The sequence below is a fragment of the Paenibacillus sp. FSL H7-0942 genome (genome assembly GCF_045040715.1).
GTDB classification, from domain to species: domain Bacteria; phylum Bacillota; class Bacilli; order Paenibacillales; family Paenibacillaceae; genus Paenibacillus; species Paenibacillus amylolyticus.
Window position 1 is genome coordinate 5,869,478 of the sequence record NZ_CP150279.1, and the last position, 20,136, is coordinate 5,889,613.

Here is a 20,136-nt window from a genome sequence, read left to right on the forward strand (position 1 = left end):
TAGATACTGCGTGTTTCGATCTAGCGATGAAGCTGTTGTCTGCGGCGGAAGTACATGAATCCCGCGCTACCTAGCGCCATCAGCATCATGCCCACAGCAGTGTAAGCCATTGTGCTCTCTTCACCTGTTTGTGGCAGCATTCCCTGAGATCCAGAATTTCCGTTTGGCTGTGATGCAGAATTTCCATTGCCCTGTGATCCATCTGTATCCGTTCCAGCAGGAGGTGCGAGTGCACCATCCCCATCAGGTGCATCTGTATCCCCAACTGGAGGTGCAGTGTCGTCACCGTTCGAATCGCCTGGTGTCGGTGTCACTCCCCCGGAATCTTCATCTGTCGGACTTTCGGTTCCTCCCCCAGACTCTGTAGGTTCAGTTACAACCGTGCCTGGAACCGACGGAATTGGTTTTCCTGGTTCCGGAGTTACTGGTTTCTCTGGATCTGGTGTTACACCCGTAGTAGGTGTTCCCGGATTATAAGGTCCACTAGACCCACCACCCGATACCGGGATAGCCTGATTTGTTTTTTCCACAACTACAGCTTCGGTTTGTATATTCGTAATTTCAAATGGTACTGGTGTTGTTTCCAACATGTATCCGTTAGGCGCTTTTATTTCAACCAACTGATATTTATTGATATCCAAGCCTTCAAGTACAATTTCACCTTGTTGATTGGTTGTCAATGTAGCTTCATCTAGACCTGTTACCTTGTGGAACTCCCAATTCCCATTTGCATCCATCAATGCAGTTTGAGCCCGTAATTCAAATACAGCTCCTTGAAGGTACTGAGTTCGACCCGCATTGGTTTTAATCAATTTCACAGAACGATCATTTTTTTTATTTTCAATGGTTAATTGAGTTTCCGGTTTGATAATAGATACAAGGGTCTCCGGCTGTTCAATAACAAAGCCTTCTGCCTTGGTCTCTACCAATGTATATGAACCATAATCCAAACCATCGAATTCAATGACCCCATTTAGGTCGGTTACTTTTGTATCGATGACAATGTTGGAACGATCACGCAATTCGAATTCAATTCCGCTTAATACGGACTTATCCTTGGCATTTACTTTGGTAACGACAAGTTTACCACCTACACCCATTGCATTAGACTTCGTCAAGGTAATACTCTCCGTCTGATTCTCTACAATCGTAAACGGAATTGGTGTAGCATCCAATTGATAAAACTCAGGTGCCACGACTTCTACCAGCTCATAATCCCCTGGCGACAGTCCACCTTTGGCGATCTTTCCATCTTCCCCTGTCGTTAACTCATCGATTTTCTCTCGCGTTGCGCCGTCCTTGGAGTACAATTCGAAAGTTGCACCCTTAAGTGTCTTGGAGGAGTCCACCGCATCTACCTTGGTTAATTCAAACCCTTGACGAATCTTTTTATTTTCAATTTCAAAAGCGATATCCGCATCCTTGAATTCAATCGTTTTACCTGAGGCAGAGCCATATTCAGGATCAACCAAATATCCTGCCGGTGCAGATAATTCTTTTAACTTATAAGGTACACCGTTGGTTAGATTGTTTAATCGATAGTTTCTGGAGCTTTCAACCACACCATTCTCGTCCGTTGGGTTCAATGTTTCCAGAAGCGTAGTTCCAGACGCATTATAGATTGCAAATATTGCACCCTCCAGCGGAACTCCTGCATCACTGACTTTGTGAATTCTGATTTTGCCCAGACCTGTAGAGGCTCCTCCACCAGCTCCAGCCAAGGAAACTTTGATTCCCGACTGATTACCTTCTCCGATTACCGAGGAAGATTGGCCTGCAAATTCAACCTTATTCTCAATTCGGGCGCCATGATCGGCATTAATATAAGACTGATATTCCAAAATGAATGCAGTATGGATATCTTTCTTGAAGGTGAAGGTAAATGTATTGCCCTCCACGTCCAATTCATAATCAGCCGGATCAACAAGTCCAGCTTTGGTGGATACATTGCCTGAATTGTTGGCAGGTAAATTGGTTGCATATAATTTCAATGAATCAGCCAATAAAATCTGGTTCTCTGACAAGGTATCTGTTAATTGATTACCCGCAGGAATGAAAGATTGACTTGGATTGATATTTACCGTCCATGATGCTTTATCCGTTGTACCTTCTTGCTTGCCTGCTTTGCGCACGTATACACCACCGTTGGCAGGTGTAACACTGGCTGATCTATTAAATCGTATTGCACCACCCTCACCATCCGTCAGAACAGCCTGGTTGGCATATGCGCCTGCGACAGAATATGGTCCATCCAGACTTGTTTGGTACTGAATGCGATAAGCCATTTTGCCCATGTTACCCAGATCCAACGCAAAACCCTTACCGTCCGGGTTCAACTGGAATTGACCAGGTGTGAGCAGAACCTCGCTACCCACAGCAGTAACATTATTGGCTCCCTGCAACTCTAACTCATGAACTTTCAATGAGCCGTCTACGAAAGATTGGTTTCCAGTGTAAGCATCCTTAAGGATTGCATCCTGAATATCAAACAAATTGTAGTTTACATCGATTGTCCAGGTGATCTTTTTATCTTTGGCGCTATATTCACCCTTTTTGTTACCATTTTGAATCGTGTAGTCTTGCGGTTTGACCGCAGCAGTTTTGGTAATCGCAGTCTGTTTTACATCAGACTCTTCCCAATCGATCTTGGCTGAGTTGCGATATTCATCATTCGTTGGCATACCCGCTGTGGGATCAAAGCTTGTCTTATAAGTAATAACATGCTCCGTACTGAGCGTTACGCCGTCCTTCAAGCGAAGTGAGAATCCTTTTTCATACGTTGGATCAGCCGGGTCTGGAGTCAGTTCAAAGTCGTCTTTGTTAACACCACTCACTTGAAGACTACCCGGAATCAGTTTCATATGTCTGCCTTCGTAATTGTCGGTGATGACGATATCCGTCATGTCCTGCAAATCACGGTTCACAACAATCTGCCATTCGATTTCTTTTGTGTTGAAGTTTTCACTTTTTACACTCTTTGCAAAAATGACTTCCTGAATGTCTCTTCGGCCTGTTTTGGAAGCGCCATCATACATGTTCACGGTGTTCGTAATGGTGTCGTTTGTATAAACACGATGAATAGATTGAGTATCATATTCGATCTCATAGGCCTTTGTAATATCATTCTTAAAATGTAATTTGAAGCCATCATCGAACCCTGTACCCATCGCTTCGAGTGTGTATTCATTTGGATTGATCAGTGTTCTGTTCGAAGCCGCTCCACTTGTATTAATGTCCACTTGATACACTTTGACGGAATTGTTGATCAGTTGCTGTTTTGCCGTATCAAAGCGGTCTTCAATCCATGCATTCGTTTGCATAATTTCTTGCTGATTGTAGTTATATTGCACTTTCCATGTGATCGTCTGTGTCACCGGATCATACGCACTATCTTGCCCTGATTTGTTCAAAGGCTCATTAAAACTCACACGAACTCGGCCAATATCTGTTTCGTTGTGCTCGCTCTGATCTGTTGTAAGCGCAACCTGGTTTTGATACTCCACGTTGGTGAACGGAGCAGTGGTTGGTGCTTTAACACTTGTCGTATAGGTTACACGATAGGCCTTATCTGTATCTCCCAATTGAATTGGAAAATGTGGTTCCGTTTGAACTACTGGGCCTTCTTTTACAGATCCATTCAATTGCACTTCCAATTCGCGAATTTCGATATCGCCCTTGAGCTCCAGCTCTGCTGGGAACGTGTCTGCAAGAACAGCATTTTTCATAGCCTTCTCGCCTTGGTTAAAATCTACAGTCCATTTAATTTCATCCGAGTTGAAGTTCTCTTTGTTTGCGCTTCCCGATTTCTTCAACTTATCTACGGCTGTGTTGGCAAAATGTACATCAATGATGCCCTGCCCCACGGAACTAAAGTCTATCTGTTGTTTCAAGCCATCTTCCATCTTGCTCTCATCGAACTTAATCCACACGTAGAAGTTACCTTCCAGCTTCGCATGCTCGATCAGTTCATTAAAGGTAAAGATGATTGTGCCATCTGGATTCACCACATACTCTCCAACACCGCCATCTAGATTACCCTTAAGCTGCGATCCGATGATGAATTTATCGGGCAAGTTAAAGGTGAACGTAGAGCCATCACTGTAGTTGTGGTTGGCATCTGCAAGTCCCCATGTAAAGACTACAGCCACCTCATCCTGGATGCGTGGTCGAATATCCTCGATTTTATCTCCTTTGACTTCAATCGTGCCATTCCCGTTGTCTTCTGGTGCCTGATTGTACATCTGCACACTGTTAATCAATTGATCTGTAATTACCGGGCCTGCAGCTGCGATTGCTAAACTGCTCTGGTTGAGGTTTCCCTCCCCCTCTTCTTCCGGAGTGGCAACAACGTCAACGTTGTTGACCTCTTCCGAACCTGCCAAACCTTCTTCTGATGCTGTATCGCTGATTGCACTGGCTGGCAAATTAGTTAATTCATCCTGAGCATGCATTGTTGGTGTAAATATCCAACCCTGCATCATTTGCGTGACCAGTAACAGAGCAATGATCACTATGCTCACTTTTTTCCTCATTGTTTGCATATCCTCCTCGTACGTAGTGTTGGCATACGCCGAAGATTAGAATAGCAAAGCGACATATACAAAAAATAGACAACACTAAAATCCTCGTTTTTGAACACAAAATTGAACGCAAAATTGAACGCAAAAAAGGATACTCCTCAATCGGAGCATCCTGTTCAAACGGTTGTTACAGTGTCCAGTTAATTTTGACGCGCAGATCCGTAGTACCTTCCATTTTGGATACATAATAAGATATCGATTTCATGCCAAGCTGGTACAAATCCTGCAAATCTTCAATCAGTCCAGCCTCCGTACCCTTGTACCTGAACGTGAGCGAGGTTCCGCCTTCCTTCAGCTTACTCTGAACTTTGGTCTTCAGCGCAGCATGGCCTTTAACGGCATCCTGTTCGTCATACAGTGAATAGTCCAGAGCATGGTACAGCTTCTGATATGCGGATTTTTTGCTATCTCCGGCCTTCACCAGCTTTAATAAAGCTTCTCGATATGGGGCTGGCGCAGCGGGGTACTTGCTTTTGCCTGTCCAGATATGGTCACGTGCCATCTCATCATCACTCAGCAAATAATAGCTGTGGCTAACCTTACCTTTGCGGTCAGGGGTAGGATCATCCCAAGTGGTGTCCATGTGATACCACTTGCCGTCCAGGTTCACGATATTCCAGGCATGAAGCTGCCCCCCTGCTGTACCTTCCACAATCCGGTTATCGATACCTACTCGCTCCAGCATCCGATAAGCCAGCAATGAATATCCCTGACAGACGGTACTGCCTGTAACAAGCCCGTCGTAGGCCGTATATTTCTTCAACGAAGTATCGTAGGAAAGGTTAAGTACAATCCAATCATGGATGACCTTGACCTTCTCATGATCCGTCATGCCTGGTTTGATGATTTCTTTCAACACGTTTGTGACTTTACGATTCACATAATCGGTCTGCTCCTTGGTCTCCCGATAGGAGAGAGTCACATGCACCTCAGCCGACACATTGGAGCCTTTATAATTAAATGCATAACTTTTAACGGTATATTGGATATAGGGGTCACTCTTCATTGCCTCATCGATGGAGGTTTGTAATTGTTTTTTGAGGCCTTTCACATTGCCTTTGTATGTAAAAACAAGTTCCTCCGTTCGCTGTGACATTGCGGTAAGCAAGGTCTGGCGCAAATCTGTTGCCGTGGATATATCTGATGTTCCTGATGCAGCATACAGTTGATCCAGATCAACCGTACGTGGTAACGCTACAGCAATCAGACAGCCTGCCAGCAGTATGGTGATAATTCGTTTCCCGTTCTTACCCATGAAAGGAACCCACCCTTCTTTGCAAAGTTCTCACGCCCTATTGTATCACAAAAGGCTCTGTCGTCATTGTAGTTTTGTCAAAGCAAATCAAAAGAGACCTTCTATGGAAGGTCCCTTTGATATCTTTAGTTCATTGAATCACGATTACCTGTTATCTTCATCCTATGATTCGTTTGGTCACGATATGAGTGGTTCATCATCTAATACAGACGATTACCACTCATAAACGTATCTGTTTTACCTTGAAGCTTCGCCAACCGTTCCAATACCTGTGACGCTTCAGCTACCGTCACTTTGCGTGCAGGCATGAATCGTCCTTCAATCGAAGGAAGCAATCCCAGCTTCAGACTCAGGGAGACCGCTCCCTTACTTGTAACGGCACTGGCATCCGCAATGTTGGGAAGATCGGATGGCAACGTATAGAATCCGGCCAGCTTCTCATAGCGTAAAATACGTACAAGCAGCACTGCCAATTCTTCACGTGTCATCTCTTCCTGCGGATTCAAATTCTGTTCAGGGTCCGCTCCGGCAAGCCAGCGCTGATCGATTAATGCCCGAACTGCCTTATAATACGGGCTGTCAGGTTTCACATCAGCGTATAACTTGTCATCTCCGTCCCCACTGTAGTACAGATCCATATTTGGATTAATCGCTCTTGCCAGATAGTTAAACCAATCTCCTCGGGTGATCACACGATCCGGGAATACGCGTCCCTGCTCATCAGCAAGCAATACGCCATGCTGTGTCATATTGCGTAAAGCTGCTTCGGCCACATGACCCAAGATATCCGTAGGTTCGGCTTTGGTTGCAGAGCTTGTGTCCCCGTATAAAAGCTTCCACTCTCCTGTGTTCGCATCCAGCGCTTCATAGTTGCCATAGATCGAATTCTCATCACGTGTGGGCATATAAGCAAGGTTCACCCCCGCTGGGATGACTTGACCACCGTTCATACCATATCCGCCATAACGGGAATATGCGAGGATCAGCTTGAACTCCTCCAGATAGAGTGCCTTGGCCTCTTCATAACTGATGGCTGGCTTAACATCTGCTGGCAGTTGTTCAGGCGTTGCCGCAATACGTGTATAGAACTCGTTAATCGTCCCGTTGTTTAACACCTGTACTTGTGCCGTATCTTCCTTAACCGGAATTCCGTTCAGATAACGCTGGAACAAAAATGTGCGAGCATCATCCACCTCAATCACGTTAGCCAGTCGGAACTGCTCCGTTGCGTCTGGAACTAGCGCAATCACCGTGTCCATCGCCAGTTTCTCAGCCTGCTTCCGGGTTACCAATTTGCCTGCCTTCTCCTCAGCCGGCTTCTCCTGTTCCATCTCCGGACCCATTCGTTGCATCATCGTATAACTGTAGATCTGCCCGGTAACTGCATCTACCTGTGCTGAGATATCCCGCATGAACATATAGGACATATTGGCACTTCGATCGCTCCAGCTCAGACTCCACACCTGATTGTTCGGACTTGAGTAATATCCCTTGCCCAACTGGTTATGCTCCAGCTTATAACCCTTGGGAATATCAAAGTTTGTTGCGACCCGATTGGCGGCCTGCTGAACATTTAACCTCGTACCATTGGCCGGGACAAAAGGCGTTACATCACCTTTCAACTTCTTATCCTGCTGCAAAGAATCTTCATCTACAGCTTTACCTGTTAATGTATTAATCCGTTCCAACGTATTGGCTTCAATCGGAATGATACTGATATTTTTGGGTGTATATGCAAGGTAATACTGCTGACCCTGTTTGGAAGATAGACGATCTTTGGCGATATAAGCCAGCTCCACATCGAACTGTTCTTCAAACTGCTGTCTGGCCTTCTCTTCTGAAGTTGCCGGTTTCGATGAGGGATACTTGGCTTCAATAGTACCTCGGGAGTAACCTGTCACCAAACCACTTTCATCCACATTAATGTAGACTGTCTCTGCGTCAGTTAACAATCCATCATGTTTTAACTGGTACCCGTATCGGTACTCTGTTCTGCCAAACAATGACTCTTGTTCGATGGAAGAATACAGATCTCCAAGCGGAGCATATTCACTTTCCTTAAGACCTGGAATCGCTTGGTACAACAGTGCCACGGCCTTTTCTTCAGCTTGAGCTTTGGTTAACTTCACATCTGATTCCGAGACATGTTTATCCAGGATATCCGACGGCAAATGTACACTTAACACTTCCCCTGTGCCTGCATGTACAGTTCCACTGAATCCCGAAGTATGATTGCCTTGTGTAATCTGGAACCCGATCTCCCACGCCTTGTATTCTGGCGGTGGATAGGAATTAGGTGAATCGAATCGTGCAGATGAGATCGTTGCTTTTTTTAATAATGGAAATAATTTCAGTATATTTTCACTGGCTTGCCTGGATGAGATTTTCGCTCCCTCAGGCACGTCATTGCTCGTTGCGTCTAGTTGTTCATTTTCCCCCGTTGTCGCTGCGGTCGACTGCTCTGCTTGCGCGGCTGATGCACTGCCTGCAAAACCTGGTGTTTGCGAAGCAAGCAGCAGTGTTGCCATCGCTGCGGTTGTTGCTTTGGTTGCGAACATTTTCAAACGTAGATTAAACTTCCAATTCAAACTCAAATCTGGACCTCTCCCTTCAATTTCATACAAAGAAGCATAACAAATAACCTCGCATGAATATTGCCAGTCTATTCTATGATACCATAAGCTTCCTTTTTAATCGTCGTTTTCGGGGCAATTTTACAAATGTGAATTTCTGCATATTGCTAGTAACAGCAAAAAAAACGCCAATTACGTTGGCGTTTTCTCTGTTAGCCTGCACTCTTATGTAGGCTGAATCTACCTTGTCAACTACTCGCTTTAGACGAATCGTTCAACTTCGCCTGACCTTGGACATGGGTTTTCAAAAATGGAATAACGGTGTCCCAGAAGGCGGGATCTTCCTCGGAACAACTGTGTCCTCCGCTGTTGACCCATAGATGTTCAACAGGCGGATCGGCTTTGGACATAAAATATTCAAGCTCACTCGGGGGAATGAAATTATCTCCCTTGGAGTGCACCATAAGCATCGGCAGTTGCATCCCCCTGCGCCGTTCATTCAGCATGATCACCGGATCACGCTGACGATAAGATTTCAGAGATTCACCCAGTCGCCAGAACCAGATTCTCGGAATTAACTGGGCCAGTGGAAACAAGGGCAGACGCCGGCGTCTCAGCTCTGAACTGACGATTACCTCAAATTGCGATGGCATCGAGTCCGTAATCACTGCTGATACAGGAATTCCCTCCGTCACTGCAAGAATCGTACCCAGTCCACCCAAAGAATGTCCAAGTACTCCGATGGCATCCGCATCAATCTCTGGTCGTGCAGTCGTATACTGCAATGCCGCCAGCAGATCATCCCGGAACAGGTAGGCAGATGCAGCACGAACCGGATCACTGGCCCCATGACTACGCACATCATACATAAATAAGGCATATCCAGCTTCCCAGATCGGACGTGCGTAACGAAGAACACGGGAGCGATTGGAGCCCCAGCCATGTGCAATAATAACGAGCGGCCATGGGTTCGGAATGTCGGCTCTGGCCGGGATGAACCAGCCATGCACCCGACCTCCCCCACTGTCAAAGGTCACATCCTCAAATGGCATTGGGGGTATCAGTGTGATTGGAATCTTCTTGGGTGTCTGGCTCTTTACCGCTGCCTTCCATAAACCACCTGCCGTTACTGCGGCCACGGCGAGCATGCCGCCTATCATTGTTTTAGCTTTCACAGGGCATCTCTCCTCTCCGAATTCTGGCATACATCCATCATAAAACAATAGAATGAACGGCACGTTAAGCGACATGGGTTTTTATGATAAAGATTGATCCAACAATTAATCTAAAGGCACCTTCATATATATACCCAAGTATACATATCCCTCATCTGATGCTGGAATCCTAGGCTTCAGCTGCTTCCACAAATCTCCGTGCACATGCTGCAATCTGCTCATGATCTCCTGCCACAAGAGCTTCTCGTGGTAAAAGTGCACTTCCCAGACCCACTGCAGCAGCGCCTGCTGCGTAATAATCAGCAATATTCTCCAGTGTGGCACCACCTGTTGCCAGCAGTGGAATATGATTCAGTGGAGCTTTGATCTCCCGCAGATACGGTATGCCCAGGCTCGCCATCGGAAACAACTTCACAACTCGTGCTCCCGCTTCATGGGCAGCGACAATCTCCGTAGGTGTCATGGCTCCAGGCCAGATCTCGACACCATGTTCTACAGCATATTCAATGACAGACAGATCGACATTGGGAGACACCAGAAATTGTGCACCTGCAGCGACGGCTTCCTTCGCCATCTGCACATTCAGTACCGTACCCGCTCCAACATAAGCCTTTCCTTCATGCCGCTCACGCCAGTCTGCAATAATATCATGTGCTCCAGGTGTGTTCAGTGTGACTTCCATCAGCCGGATGCCACCACCTGTCATACCTTGTCCAGCTGTTACTGCCGCTTCGCGGCTTATACCGCGCACAATCGCGACCAGCCTCGACTCCAATAGTACTTCCGTCAAATTCATATCCAGTTCCCCTTGATTCATCAATTCGGCAGCCGAAGACAGGCAATCATCGTCACCGCTTTTCCGTTATTCATTATTGTAAAGCATATCCTCTCCTGGATGAAATCATTTGATCCAATATTCACTTCTTCCTTTTAAAAAGACATTGAATTCAACTTGGCTTTGTAGTTAACCTGAAGGAAACAAGGGCAATCGCCAACGCCAACAGCAGGACCATACCACCAATCCACCCCAAATTTTGAACGGAATTGTATTTCACAACTACACCTCCCAATCCGGCACCGAAAGTCATACCTATGTTCATTACTGCCGTATTGTAACTCAGGACTGTTTCAGAAGACTGTGGTCTCAATGTTATCAAATAGAACTGATTCGCAGGCGTTGTTATCCAGGCAGCTGTTCCCCAAATCATGATGGTCAGAAGAATACCTATTGTGGAACCTGCTGTGATTGGCAAAATAAAGAGGGCACCAGCATGAATAATCAAACTGATTGGAATCGTGCGAACAGGTCCCCATCGATCTACCGCATAGCCGCCAAGACGAGAACCTATGAATGCAAATACACCCAATACAAGTAACGCCGTACTAATCATTTCTATTGAAAAATCGGCTACTGAACTTAAAAGTGGAGCGATATAAGCAAATACCATGGTGTAGCCCAGAATCCAGAAAACAGTCGTTAATAATCCGGTGATAACCTTTTTATCTTTGATAATCAATAATTGTTGCTTCAGGGAGAGAGACGGGTTACCCTCCATTCGAGGAATAAATCTGTACAACAGCATGAAATTAATAAATGCGATAATTGCAATCATGATATAAACATAGTGCCAATCCATGTAGGCAGCAATGAAGGTACCAATCGGCACTCCTAATACCAATGAAACGGTGAATCCTGTGATGACAGTTGCAATGGCACTACCCTGTTTGCCAGAAGGAGCTAGTCTTGCAGCATAGTTCGTGGCTAGGACAAAATATAGACCACCACTCATGGCCAATACGATGCGTGAGAACATAAGCATGCCAAAGTTCAAACTGAAGAATGCAATGATATTTCCCAAGATAAAAATAAGCATGGAATACAGAAGTACTTTTTTACGTTGTAACTTGGAAGTCAGCATGACCAGAGCCCAGGCTCCCAATGCATGAGATAGTGCATATACGGTGACCAATTGTCCCGCTAATGAGATCGAAACCTGTAAATCGCGGGCAATGATATCTAAAACACCAGATACGACAAATTCGGCTGTTCCCACAACAAAGGCTCCTAAAGCCAATAAATAGATAATAAATGAATTCATTTCAGTCTCCTTTATTCAAAAGAATAGTGTGTGAAATCTTCTGGATATATTCGTTTGTTGAAATTTATAATAGATATAAAAGACAAATTATATCTATTATAAATACAAAAAAAATACTTAATGCATCATTGATATTTTACCGGCAATTGAAGATAATTTTCGATTTTTTAGCACTTCTTCCATCTGTCCTTCGGCAGTGATCATGGTTTCTTGAATTAAGCATCCCTGTTTATGATGACAGCAATCAAACAGAGAGGTTGTACCCTCAATGGCCTGTATGATGTCCAAAAACGTAAGATCCTCCCACTTCTCCTGAAGTGTATACCCGCCATGGGCACCAGATGAAGAATGAATCATCCCCTCTTTTGTCAATTTAGTTAAAATCTTGGACAGATATGTGGGTGAAACATTCTGCCACTTTGAAAGTTGCTGCACACCCACAGGTTTATCTGAATTGGATGCTGCAAGAAAAAGCATCGTGTGCAGGGCGTAATTGGTAGCTTTGGAATACTTCATCATCTCATTCCTCCTTAATAAAAGACTTAATATATCTACAATAACTCCTTTGATACAATTACGTCAATAACCCCCTCTCATAAAAGTGGCACATTGCATCCACTCTTTCATCAGAGGAGGCTCTTGTCACAAACAACTGTTCCAGCAATATCTATACCTACAGTTCCAATCTATATGCATGCTTTAGGCATTTTCCAATACGTTATCCTTCTCCAAATCTTTAAAGTATCGATCGTTATATAACATGCTTGGATGTGTTGGATGATAGGCGAGTGCGATATCATTATGTTCCCGGGCCTTGGCACGGTTACCCATCCGGTCATAACACACACATAGTTGCAGATGCGGCATCCAGGTCCAAGCTGCTTCATTCAGCACTACCATAGGGTCATCAGGACGTACAGCACGAGTCGCCTGTTCGTACCAGAACAGGGCCTTGCGATAATCTTCACGGTCGGCAAAATAACCACCCAATCGACAGCAAATCTCGGCTCTTGGCAAATCATAGGCAAATGATCGGAACAACGCCGTGACTTCCTGTTCCGGATGTTCAAGTGCAGCTTCACAATCCGCAATTTTCTGGCAAGCAGCGATCTGATCTTCCACCCAGCCCAATCCGGTATCCAGAAACTTCTCATAGTACTTCACCGCATCCTCATGCTGTCCATGGTCCTTCAGCTCATTACCGAAATAGTACAAGTCACGCGGCCCGAATTCCTCTCCGGCCTGTTCCCTTTTGCGATAGATCCGCAGATTACGATCGGTATACACCTTATCTTTCTTGTGGGTAACCGCTATATCACTATGCAGCAGATTGCCCGCTACAGCCAGATATTCATGGACCGCGCCAATCCAGCGAAATTGCCGATCCCGACGCACCAGACGATTTCGACGCAGGCTGTAGGCTACCTTGCCATCTGCTGTGAATGACAGATTATAATCCATTGTGACACTATCAACATCCGGGTCCAGCGAACGTTTCAAGGCGATCAGTTTCGCCCGATCTTCCGGTTCGAACACATCGTCTGCATCCAGCCACAGAATATATTCACTCTTTGCCTGATCGAAGGCATAGTTGCGTGCTGCTGCAAAGTCATCCACCCATTCAAAATCAACGATACGATCCGTATATCTAGAAGCAATCTGACGGGTACGATCCGTTGATCCGGTATCCACGATTACAATCTCATCGGCGATACCGTTGACCGAGTCCAGACATCTCGCAAGGGAAGCTTCTTCATTTTTCACAATCATACACAGGGTAATACTGATCGTCTCCTCCCCTCGTCTCGCCCTGCGGTTAAAGGCGGAAACCCCCGGAAGTTCGGACAATCGATAGATGTGGTATGCGGGGAGATGAGTATCAACGAACAAACGAAAACCCAGTGCTTGAGCACGGATGCAGAAATGACGATCTTCGCCCCAGAAGGATACATTGGGAATCTGGTCATATGAAGCTCCTGCTGCCAGAACATTTTTGCGAATAAGAGTACATGCCCCTAGCCCTCCAACTTCATAACAACCCGGGATCCGTAGCTGATTTAGAAAAGCAGTCGTTTGCGTGCCCTCGTCCTCCGTCTCGGTTCCGTCTACTGTTTTGCCACCGCGGCGAAACAAAGCATACTCATCTTGCAGCCATACCTGCGGCATTTCCCTGGCATCCGGCTGCCAGCGGGTCCAAAAAATATTGGATACAATGTCTTTGCCACTCGATACAAGTTGCTCCAGCGTCCGCGGATGCAGCACCAAGTCAGAATCAATCAGGAACACCGCATCGTAGTGATTGTCGCGTGCATATTGCAATATGCGATTTTTCAAACCGGCTACACGCCAAATCTGCTCATCCTGCCAATAGTGTCCTCCCTCATCCTTGCTGTACACCCCTTTGTTGTCAGGACTACCGCTACCATGTTCATCTGCTTGAATAACCGTCCCTTCATGCTGAAGCACAAATTCATGCAATATATTTGATGCGGCTTCTTCCACGTTATCGTCAACAAACAGATAATCCGTCTTCACTGTTGTTCGTTCCAGTGCATGCAGAGAATCCAGAAATTCACGGAGCACCGGAGTTGTCTGGCGAACCGGGCTGGCGATCAGTATTCTTTCCTGGCCAGGCGCTTCAAGCGTTTCCGATTGGCGGGTTTCCAGCGAATTATCAGAATGTCTGGATGGTCGATGTTTACTCTGGCTCTCATGTTGCTCCTCTTTTTGATGTTCTTTCTCATTCTCTTTTTCTTGTGAATTCAGCTCTATTTGAGGTTGGGATTCTTCTTGCGATTTGCGTAACGGTTCTTTCTTCAACGTGCTCACTCCCCCTCTCCTTATTCGAACCATGCCAACAGTCGTGGCTCTTGATCCAATATCGATTCGTACTGTTCCTTCCAACCGTATCTTGCTTCAGGGTCCAGTGCTTGATAGCGTTCATATTTGCGGATACGGTCTTCTTCCCGCGCCCAACCATAGTGCTTCACCCGGGGAGCATGACATCCATAGGACCAATGCTGGATCGTTAACGGAAAACGACCACAATGCTGCGGTGTCTCCTTCCATTCATAGTTCATCCCCGGGTGATAACGAATCAGAAATGGCCGATAATAGGCATGCGCCTGCCAGAACTCATCTTCCCGGTAATGCGTCTCACTCCACATATCAAACAATCTGAAATAGATCGCATCTTCATTGCCACTGAGCAGCAGATCACGTACCACCCCAAAGTCACTAGTTAGAATCTCATCCGCATCCAGATTCAAAATCCACTCCGGATTGGTCGCCACCGTCTCTTCCCATTGTTGTTTTCTCAGGCTTACCTCGTCTGCAAAACGTGAAGCAGCGTTCTCCACTAATACGAGTGGAATACCGTCCAGAAGTTCCCTGCACAGCGCGACCGTTGCATCCGTACTTCCGTCATCAATGATTACTGCACGATCAATCCAGGGACGATGTCTCTCCAGTGCCTGCCTGAGATAACGATTCTCTTCATTACGAACGATCATCGACAAGGTAATATGTGGTCTTCCATGTTCCTCATGTCCATCCAAAGCTTCACCCCCATGCTCAAACTTCTACCTATTAAAATGTCCGACACACGATGCCTGGACGAATCACAATCCTCTATTTCCAATCTATGCAGAGCCGGAATGCGGATATGCAGACCAAGTAAACCTTTCATGGGGTTAATCTTGATGAACGACAAAAAAAGCACCCGCCTTCGCGGATGCTTTTAAGGTAATCACAAGATTAATGTAGTGAAATAAATGAATTAACGATATTCAGCCAAACGATCATTGAGACTACGTGTCTGTCCATAGACTTCCTGATACAGTGCGAACAGTCCATCATAGACGGCAACCGTTTCCGGGTTCGGCTCATAGGACTTCGCTGGACGAATAAACGCTGTTGCACATTCTTGCAAAGACGGGAACCAGCCACAGCCATAGGCAGCCAGCATCGCTGCACCCATCGCAGGACCCTGTTCGCTCTCCAGCTTCACAATCGTGGCGTTAAAGACATCCGCCTGCATTTGCAACCAAGCTTCGTTCTTGGCACCGCCACCAATGGAGATGACTTCATTGACGGTTTTGCCTGCACCACGCAGAATATCAATGGACTCGCGCAGCGAGAAGGTAATGCCCTCCATCACCGCACGTCCAAAGTGCTCCAGCTTGTGCCCTGCATCCATACCGATGAAACTGCCACGGATATTCGCATCCGGATGAGGTGTACGCTCCCCAACGATATATGGTGTGAACAACAATCCGTTGCTGCCCGCCGGAATCTGATCAATGCCCTGCAAGAGCACATCAAATGATTTGTCCGCTGCAAACGTATCCTTGAACCAAGACAGGCTATATCCTGCCGCAAGCGTTACCCCCATAATATAGAAGGCATCCTTCTCTCCGTGGTTAAAAAAGTGCACTTTGCCTTCGAAGTCGAGATCTTTACGCTCTTCGTAGGAAAGCACAACCCCGGACGTTCCGATGCTGCACATCGTCTGTCCTTCACTCAGAATGCCTGCGCCAATGGCACCACACGCATTATCCGCACCACCTGCGTATACTTTTGTTGCAGCAGCTAGACCCGTTTGATCCGCAATCTCAGGCAGCAACGTGCCCACTTCCTCAAACGATTCCACAAGACGTGGACAAAGAGAGATTGGCAGCTCGAAAGCTTCTGCAATCTCGTTGCTCCACTGTTTGCCTGCAACGTCCAGCAGCAAAGTTCCCGCTGCATCAGAATAATCCATAGCGTAATCCCCGGTCAGGCGATAACGCACATAGTCTTTAGGCAACAGGAACAAGGATGCTTGCTGTAACAATTCCGGCTCGTTCTCCTGAACCCACAGAATTTTCGGCAAGGTGAATCCTTCCAGTGCACGGTTCCGGGCAATACTTAACAGCTTGCCATCCAGCACTTTTTCGATGCGACGGCACTGAGCCGTAGTACGTGTATCGTTCCACAGGATTGCGTTACGCAGCGGTTTGCCTTCAGCATCTACCAAGACCAGTCCGTGCATCTGACCGGAGAAGCTCAATCCCTCGATTTCCGAAGGCTGCACGCCAGACACTTCAAGCAATTTACGCAAGGAAACAATGGTCTGCTCTACCCAATCTTCGGGATTTTGTTCACTGTATCCAGCCTTGGGCTGGTACAACGGGTATGCCTCGGATGCTTCAAATGCCACTTTTCCTTCGCGATTGACCAACACGGTTTTGACCGCGCTGGTTCCAAGATCGACACCAATTACGTAACTCATAGGTTAACTCCTCTCGTTTGTAACAAGATTGTATAAATGAAACCTTTGATGCTCATATGGTCACTTCGTGATCAGAAAACCCTTGGATCGCCGTTACCCCCGGATTTCCTTTAATCCCTTTGACAAGGGAGAAATCCGGGGATAAATGCGCACGCTCCGCTTCCTCGGGTCCTTTCTGCTCACTTCGTTCTGCATGCACCATCTTAGACAAACATTTATATCAAAAATTTTAAAAAATAGCGTTGTTTGTTTAATCAAAAAACCGCCCCCGTCTTCCCAAGGGAAAGTCGGGGACGGTCCGAATGTCATGCTTGTTCAGGCGTTCCATGGTACAAGCTAATCTTGTGCACAGGCTAGTTTGGATACTAATGTCCAACACATATGAGTTGAATAACCATTGGTGGTCGACGTGCACCAACCCTACCTAATGCGCTATTAGTCAGCCAAGATGTACTGGTTAAGTTGTGCTCTCAGCAATTCCTGACGTCCGGATTGGTTTTTGCGTGGGCTTTCATTGTTGAGCGCGTACTCAGCAAGGGAAGCCAATGTTGCTTTACCTGCAACCACATCTGCACCAATACCTTCGCTGAAGCTGCTGTAACGTTTTTCGATGAAGTCATCGAATACGCGATCTTCAATCAACTTCGCTGCTACTTTCAGACCTTTTGCATACGTGTCCATACCTGCGATGTGTGCCAGGAACAGATCGTCAGCTTCGAAGGAACCACGACGTACTTTCGCGTCAAAGTTCACACCACCACGGCCGATACCGCCGTTTTTCAATACTTCATACATTGTCAATGTAGCATCGTACATATCAACCGGGAACTCATCCGTATCCCAACCTATCAACATGTCGCCTTGGTTCGCATCGAGGGAACCGAGCATACCGTTTGTACGAGCAACGCGGATTTCGTGATCAAATGTATGACCAGCCAGTGTAGCATGGTTTGCTTCCAGGTTAAGTTTGAAGTGTTTGTCCAAACCGTATTTTTGCAAGAAAGCAATCGAAGTTGCTGCATCATAATCATATTGGTGTTTCGTTGGCTCTTTTGGTTTAGGCTCGATCAGGAATTGTGCATCAAAGCCAATTTCCTTCGCGTAGTCTACAGCCATGTGGAACATGCGAGCAATGTTGTCTTGCTCCAGTTGCATGTCTGTGTTCAACAATGTGTCGTAACCTTCACGACCGCCCCAGAATACATAGTTTTCAGCGCCCAGGCGTTTACCCACTTCCAGACCTTTTTTGATCTGTGCTGCTGCGTGAGCATACACATCTGCGTTGCAAGTGGATGCTGCACCAAACATGAAGCGTGGGTTCGAGAACATGTTCGCCGTGTTCCAGAGCAGTTTTTTGCCGCTGGATTTCATGTGATCTTCAATCAGATCAACAATCGTATCAATGTTGCTGTAGAACTCGCGCAGGTTGTTGCCTTCTGGTGCAATGTCCACATCGTGGAAACAGAAGAATGGAAGATTCATTTTTTCCAAAAATTCAAATGCCGCTTCCACGCGTACTTTCGCGAGGTCCAGACCTGAGTATTTATCCCACGAACGAACAGCTGTCTCCGCACCGAACGGGTCACTGCCGCCTGCAGTTAATGTATGCCAGTAAGCCATGCCAAAACGGAAATGTTCTTCCATCGATTTGCCGGCTACCACTTCTTCCGGATTATAATGTTTAAAAGCAAAAGGATTCTTGGAATCTTTACCTTCGAATGCAATTTTATTAACGGATTCAAAATAGGCCATGTGTAAAATGCCTCCTCAATAGTTTTAAGAAATCGTTTACACCGTTATCCTATCACATCGAATTTACTTTGTCTATTGGTTAAACAAAGTAAAATAAAATTGTTTTTTACATGGTTGTTTACGCTATAATAGTCGAATAACTTGTTTCGGATGTGGGTCAGAACCCTTTTATCAGAAGAATAGGAGTGCCTTAACCATATGAAAATTACCGGAGACCAGATGCTGGTCAAAAAAATAAACAAGTCGATCGTTCTCGATACGATCCGGCGCCATGCCCCTCTTTCTCGCGCACGAGTGTCCGAGGTTACGGGGCTGAACAAAGCAACGGTATCCAACCTGGTTGCTGATCTGATCAGTGATGACCTGGTGCAGGAGATTGGCCCTGGTGAATCCAGCGGCGGACGTAAACCACTCATGCTGCTGTTCCGAGGGACATCAGGCTATGCAGTCGGTCTGGAACTCAGTGTGACCCACTTGAAAGGCGTGCTTACAGATCTGGAAGGACACATCATTACAGAGTACGCAGTGACCTTGGAACATCACGACGTGTCCTCTGTACTGGAGCAATTGAAATTGGCAGCAAAACAGCTCATTGAAGCAGCTCCTGCTTCCCCTCATGGAGTCATTGGTATTGGCATCGGCGTGCCCGGCATGGTGGATGAGGCAGGAACGGTCCTGTTTGCACCCAACCTGGGGTGGGAGAAGGTAACTCTGCGCTCGATGCTTGAAGAAGAATTTCAACTGCCTGTAACGATCGATAATGAAGCCAATGCTGGTGCTCATGGAGAGTTGAATTTTGGGGCAGGTATCGGTGTACGTCACATGATCTACATCAGTGCAGGCATGGGGATTGGTTCAGGCATCATGGTAGATGGTGAATTATACAAAGGCGCGTGGGGCTACGCAGGAGAAACAGGCCATATGTCCATTGAAGCGGAAGGTCTGCCCTGCTCCTGTGGTAATCGTGGTTGCTGGGAGTTGTACGCATCGGAAAAAGCCTACGAGCACCCGGATCACCAGCTAAAATTACCTGCTCATACCACACGAGAGCTTATTCATCATGCGGAGCAAGGCCACGATGCTGTTCAAGAATTATACAACACGATTGGACGCAAACTGGGGATTGGCATTACCAATATCGTTAACAGTTTCAACCCGGAACGTATTATCATTGGCGGTCCGCTCTCTGAAGCAGGTCCATGGATTGAAACAGCGTTAAAACAAGTTGTCGAGGAACGTACATTACCTTATCACCGCCGCAGTTTGCAGATTGAATGGGCAGCTCTGGGCAGCCGTTCCACCCGCGTTGGTGCCGCTTACTCTGCTATATCCCAGTTTTTAGGTAAAATTAGGGTGTCTGTCTAATAACAGATGAAAATTGACATCATTTCGCCCCATTTCCTCCCTTTTTGTTAAAGAAATCCAGATGT

General features: G+C 46.3%; 12 protein-coding genes. 1 reads left to right on the forward strand and 11 read right to left on the reverse strand.

Annotation, left to right across the window (positions count from 1 at the left end):
• Positions 1-20 precede the first annotated feature (20 nt).
• The 11 genes from MHI48_RS25980 to xylA all read right to left on the reverse strand — a co-directional run bounded on the left by MHI48_RS25980 (position 21) and on the right by xylA (position 18,706).
• On the reverse strand, positions 21-4,532 hold the full coding sequence (locus tag MHI48_RS25980; protein WP_405142192.1) for a collagen binding domain-containing protein: 4,512 nt from the start codon (positions 4,530-4,532) through the stop codon (positions 21-23).
• A gap of 175 nt (positions 4,533-4,707) precedes the next feature.
• Positions 4,708-5,835, reverse strand: coding sequence for a transglutaminase domain-containing protein (locus MHI48_RS25985; protein WP_076328898.1), 1,128 nt, complete (start codon positions 5,833-5,835; stop codon positions 4,708-4,710).
• Positions 5,836-6,035: 200 nt separating this feature from the next.
• The gene (locus MHI48_RS25990) at positions 6,036-8,429 is read right to left on the reverse strand and encodes an S-layer homology domain-containing protein (protein ID WP_076328897.1); all 2,394 of its coding nucleotides are present in this window, start codon (positions 8,427-8,429) and stop codon (positions 6,036-6,038) included.
• A 227-nt stretch (positions 8,430-8,656) separates the two neighbouring features.
• Positions 8,657-9,583 (reverse strand): alpha/beta hydrolase, encoded by a 927-nt coding sequence (locus tag MHI48_RS25995; RefSeq protein ID WP_245838369.1) that lies wholly within the window; start codon positions 9,581-9,583, stop codon positions 8,657-8,659.
• Positions 9,584-9,752: 169 nt separating this feature from the next.
• Positions 9,753-10,379 carry a bifunctional 4-hydroxy-2-oxoglutarate aldolase/2-dehydro-3-deoxy-phosphogluconate aldolase gene (locus tag MHI48_RS26000; RefSeq protein ID WP_047841586.1) on the reverse strand — a complete coding sequence of 209 codons (627 nt, stop codon included), beginning with the start codon at positions 10,377-10,379 and terminating at the stop codon, positions 9,753-9,755.
• Between the two features lie 151 nt (positions 10,380-10,530).
• On the reverse strand, positions 10,531-11,682 hold the full coding sequence (locus MHI48_RS26005; RefSeq protein ID WP_036606945.1) for an MFS transporter: 1,152 nt from the start codon (positions 11,680-11,682) through the stop codon (positions 10,531-10,533).
• Positions 11,683-11,799: 117 nt separating this feature from the next.
• A complete protein-coding gene (locus MHI48_RS26010) occupies positions 11,800-12,198 on the reverse strand; it encodes an Rrf2 family transcriptional regulator (RefSeq protein WP_036607093.1) in 399 nt (132 codons plus the stop codon).
• Between the two features lie 183 nt (positions 12,199-12,381).
• Positions 12,382-13,452 carry a glycosyltransferase family 2 protein gene (locus MHI48_RS26015; RefSeq protein ID WP_036607090.1) on the reverse strand — a complete coding sequence of 357 codons (1,071 nt, stop codon included), beginning with the start codon at positions 13,450-13,452 and terminating at the stop codon, positions 12,382-12,384.
• Positions 13,453-14,522: 1,070 nt separating this feature from the next.
• Complete coding sequence (locus tag MHI48_RS26020) at positions 14,523-15,239, reverse strand: glycosyltransferase family 2 protein (RefSeq protein WP_243391505.1); 717 nt, start codon at positions 15,237-15,239, stop codon at positions 14,523-14,525.
• 221 nt (positions 15,240-15,460) lie between these two features.
• Complete coding sequence (xylB, locus tag MHI48_RS26025) at positions 15,461-16,954, reverse strand: xylulokinase (protein WP_076328895.1); 1,494 nt, start codon at positions 16,952-16,954, stop codon at positions 15,461-15,463.
• Positions 16,955-17,389: 435 nt separating this feature from the next.
• Positions 17,390-18,706: a xylose isomerase gene (xylA, locus tag MHI48_RS26030; protein ID WP_036606941.1), complete on the reverse strand. Its 1,317-nt coding sequence runs from the start codon at positions 18,704-18,706 to the stop codon at positions 17,390-17,392.
• Positions 18,707-18,904: 198 nt separating this feature from the next.
• Here xylA and MHI48_RS26035 point away from each other — a divergent pair, with 198 nt between their 5' ends.
• Positions 18,905-20,071, forward strand: a complete 1,167-nt coding sequence (locus tag MHI48_RS26035) for an ROK family protein (RefSeq protein WP_076328894.1) — start codon at positions 18,905-18,907, stop codon at positions 20,069-20,071.
• Positions 20,072-20,136: the final 65 nt, after the last annotated feature.

Coding starts and splice junctions, on each gene's coding strand:
- MHI48_RS25980 (WP_405142192.1), bottom strand. CDS start 4,532: ATGAGGAAAAAAGTGAGCATAGTGATCATTGCTCTGTTACTGGTCACG.
- MHI48_RS25985 (WP_076328898.1), bottom strand. CDS start 5,835: ATGGGTAAGAACGGGAAACGAATTATCACCATACTGCTGGCAGGCTGT.
- MHI48_RS26000 (WP_047841586.1), bottom strand. CDS start 10,379: ATGAATTTGACGGAAGTACTATTGGAGTCGAGGCTGGTCGCGATTGTG.
- MHI48_RS26005 (WP_036606945.1), bottom strand. CDS start 11,682: ATGAATTCATTTATTATCTATTTATTGGCTTTAGGAGCCTTTGTTGTG.
- MHI48_RS26010 (WP_036607093.1), bottom strand. CDS start 12,198: ATGAAGTATTCCAAAGCTACCAATTACGCCCTGCACACGATGCTTTTT.
- MHI48_RS26015 (WP_036607090.1), bottom strand. CDS start 13,452: ATGATTGTGAAAAATGAAGAAGCTTCCCTTGCGAGATGTCTGGACTCG.
- xylB (WP_076328895.1), bottom strand. CDS start 16,954: ATGAGTTACGTAATTGGTGTCGATCTTGGAACCAGCGCGGTCAAAACC.
- xylA (WP_036606941.1), bottom strand. CDS start 18,706: ATGGCCTATTTTGAATCCGTTAATAAAATTGCATTCGAAGGTAAAGAT.
- MHI48_RS26035 (WP_076328894.1), top strand. CDS start 18,905: ATGAAAATTACCGGAGACCAGATGCTGGTCAAAAAAATAAACAAGTCG.